Source organism: Marisediminitalea sp. (assembly GCF_984433645.1).
This window is the reverse complement of the sequence record NZ_CFIDRX010000283.1, coordinates 1-2,871: the sequence shown is the minus strand read 5'-3', so window position 1 is coordinate 2,871 and position 2,871 is coordinate 1. Positions and strand designations below refer to the sequence as shown.

The window sequence follows — 2,871 nt, the reverse complement described above, 5'->3', positions numbered from 1 at the left end:
TGGATGAACAGCGCGAAGCGCTTTCGGGCCCACAAGTATTGCATTTTCGTTTTGCATTAGTCGACGAGCCTGGCTTGGACGTGATTCCGACAAGCCATATCAACTGGGACACGGTCGAAGAACTGGATGTGCGAATGGGCAATAACGGCAAAGCACCACACCACGACCTGACAAATCAACAACGCGTGCCGTTAAAAGCAGGCGACCTGATGATCTTCAGTGCCAATCTTATCCACCGGGGTATCTATGGCATGGACAGACGCGCATTGGATGTCCTGTTTTGCGACCCGGAGCCGGACATTCTGAAATACGCTAACCCCGATTGTTTACCGCGAGGAAAACAGCTGGCATCCATTGATGATCCCATAGCGTTCGCGGTAACGCAGAACTGCCTGGATACAGCGAAGTAAAATTTGGCGTTTTCATTGCCCGAAACAGGCAGCCCGAAAACGAAAGAACAAAAGCGCCGGCCAGCTCTTTCCCATTGAGCAAAAATCATAGAGAATATCGCCTTCAACAAAAGCCGGGGCAACCAGCCTCCGGCCAGAAATTGCAGGATTATCCCATGCCAAAGGCAAGCGAAATTAAAAAGAACAACACCATCGTGTTTAACGGCAAAACCTGTATTGTGCGTGATATTGAACGCTCTGTACCTCAAGGTCGTGCCGGAGGCAGCATCTACCGTATGCGTATGTACGACGTAGTAAGTGGTGCTAAGTTTGACGAAACATTCAAAGATTCAGACATGCTGGACATGGCGGATTTGGTGCGTCGCCCTGCGATGTTCTCTTACATGGATGGCGATGAATATGTCTTTATGGACAAGGAAGACTACACGCCTTATCACCTGAATAAAGAGTCTATCGCAGACGAAGCGCTGTTCATTAACGAAGAGACCGACGGCATACAGGTTCTGATCGTAAGTGAAGTGCCAGTAGCACTGGATCTGCCTATGAGCGTAGAGTTGCAGGTTGTTGAAACCGACCCGTCAATCAAAGGCGCATCAGCTACTTCGCGCACTAAGCCTGCTACGCTGTCTACAGGCCTGGTTGTTCAGGTGCCTGAATACATCAGCACTGGCGAGTGGATCAAGGTAAACACCGAAGAGCGTAAATTCCAGAGCCGTGCCGACAAGCACTAATCTGTGATGGGCTTAGCCCCTGTTTATTAAAAACAGGGGCTAAACATTAAAACGCAATGGTATCCCCTTCATTCAGAACATGAAGCGGCACCTCTGCATTGAGTTCCTCGTACATATGTAACAGCCGGAACAACGCTGAATGTGACGTTTTGTCGCCCATTCGCCAGCTGGCATTGCCGTATCCCCATGGCACCATTGCCTTACATCCCAATTCTTTTGCTGCAACCAGCGCATCTTCTGGCGTTGTGTGGACTTTACGGTAGAACTTTGGTGACGCTTCGCTAAAGTAAGAGGCAATGGGCAGCAGGCAAACGTCTATTGGTCCGAACCGCTTGGCGATATCTTTAAAATGCGGGGAATACCCGGTATCACCTGCAAAAAATAACGTCTTTCCCTTGTTTTCTAATACCCAGCCACCCCACAAAGACTTGTTGTTGTCTTCGTAAATATAGGGCACCCAAATTCGGTTGCTGAAGTGATGGGCTGGCACAAAGTGAACGGTGGTGTCACCAATCTGTTTATTGGCGTACCAGGCCATTTCGTTAATTGCATAACCTTGTTGAGCAAAGTGTTCAGCGAAGCCCATTGGCACTAAATAGTCCGGTGCGGTGCCTATTTTGCCAATGTCGCGCTTGTTAAAATGATCGTAATGAATGTGCGAGTACATAACGGCATCAACAGGCGTCGACGCCTCTATTGGCAGTGGTGCTGGTTTATTGCGGAAAAAGCCCTCAGACAATCTGAAGGCCCAGTCTACCGGCCAGTCAAACTGGTCAAATACCGGGTCAATCAAAAAGCGTTGCCCTGCGGCAGTCTGAACGTAGAAGCTGGCATGGCCGAGCCAGGTGACACTAAAACCTGCGTCCGTGGTGACGTCGCGTTTTTCACCGGTGTAAAGGCAATCCTGCATTGGCGAATCGCATTCGATGAGTGGCGAAGCTGGATAGCAATTTTCGCTGCACGTTACCGGATAATCAGAGAATTTAGCGTAAATATTCTGGAATCTGTCTTCATACCCTTCAACATCGGCATACACCAGCAGGGAAGATTCGGGGGCAATAACGTTCACCTGGTTTTTAACCGCACAGCCGGCCAGCATGGTAAGACACAGAAGTAATAAAGCTCGGTACACAAGGTTGTCCTTTCTGTTTTTCACGGCAAAGTGTACCAAGTTTCGCCGAAGTAACGCACTGTTCCGCTTCAGGTTTGTGTAACCAAACGTATCTGTTGGCGCGTTTGTAAAAAAACGGTATGGTCTGGGTTTTCTCAGTGTGGGCCATAACCTTGAACAGATATCTTCGTTTAGCCGTTTTGCTGGTATCGGTTCAGTGCGTTGCCTGTACTTCTGAGCCTGAGCCCGTTAACGATATCGGGCGATGGCAAATCACCGACTCATTCATTCTGTCTGCAGCGCTGTCGAAGCAGGGACAACATACAGCGCTATTGTTCCTCCAAGGACGGCTCGCTGTTTGGGACAACAAAACGCAAAAGCGGCTTGTTGACTGGCACGCGCCGGATGTCTTGCCTGATACCTCAATGATGCATATGGATGAGTCTGCGCGATATCTGTTGTCGGCGACACGCACCGTCGTTCAGATTTGGGATGTCACGAGTACCGCGCCCGCAGGCTCTTTGGATTTGTCTGCTCAATTAGGCGACGCCAGCATTACCTCGTTGCGCTTTATTCTGGCTCCTCATTCGTTTGTGATAGGCACCAGTGGGGGCGACAT

Annotated in this window: 4 protein-coding genes; 3 read left to right on the top strand and 1 reads right to left on the bottom strand. The window is 49.7% G+C overall.

What is annotated here, in order from left to right; genetic code table 11:
* Positions 1-410, top strand: a 410-nt coding sequence (locus tag AC4MRN_RS20320) for a phytanoyl-CoA dioxygenase family protein (protein ID WP_491204344.1), incomplete at its 5' end; no start/stop codon positions are given.
* Between the two features lie 155 nt (positions 411-565).
* Complete coding sequence (gene efpL / locus AC4MRN_RS20315; protein ID WP_073316822.1) at positions 566-1,141, top strand: elongation factor P-like protein EfpL; 576 nt, start codon at positions 566-568, stop codon at positions 1,139-1,141.
* Between the two features lie 46 nt (positions 1,142-1,187).
* Here the strand turns inward: efpL and AC4MRN_RS20310 are convergent, their stop codons facing one another.
* A complete protein-coding gene (locus AC4MRN_RS20310; protein ID WP_491204345.1) occupies positions 1,188-2,240 on the bottom strand; it encodes an MBL fold metallo-hydrolase in 1,053 nt (350 codons plus the stop codon).
* A 185-nt stretch (positions 2,241-2,425) separates the two neighbouring features.
* Here AC4MRN_RS20310 and AC4MRN_RS20305 point away from each other — a divergent pair.
* Positions 2,426-2,871: hypothetical protein (locus tag AC4MRN_RS20305; protein ID WP_491204343.1), on the top strand; the 446-nt coding region annotated here is incomplete at its 3' end.

Bases quoted from the DNA above. Each gene is read 5' to 3' on its own strand.
- efpL (WP_073316822.1), top strand. From the start codon at position 566: ATGCCAAAGGCAAGCGAAATTAAAAAGAACAACACCATCGTGTTTAAC.
- AC4MRN_RS20310 (WP_491204345.1), bottom strand. From the start codon at position 2,240: ATGCTGGCCGGCTGTGCGGTTAAAAACCAGGTGAACGTTATTGCCCCC.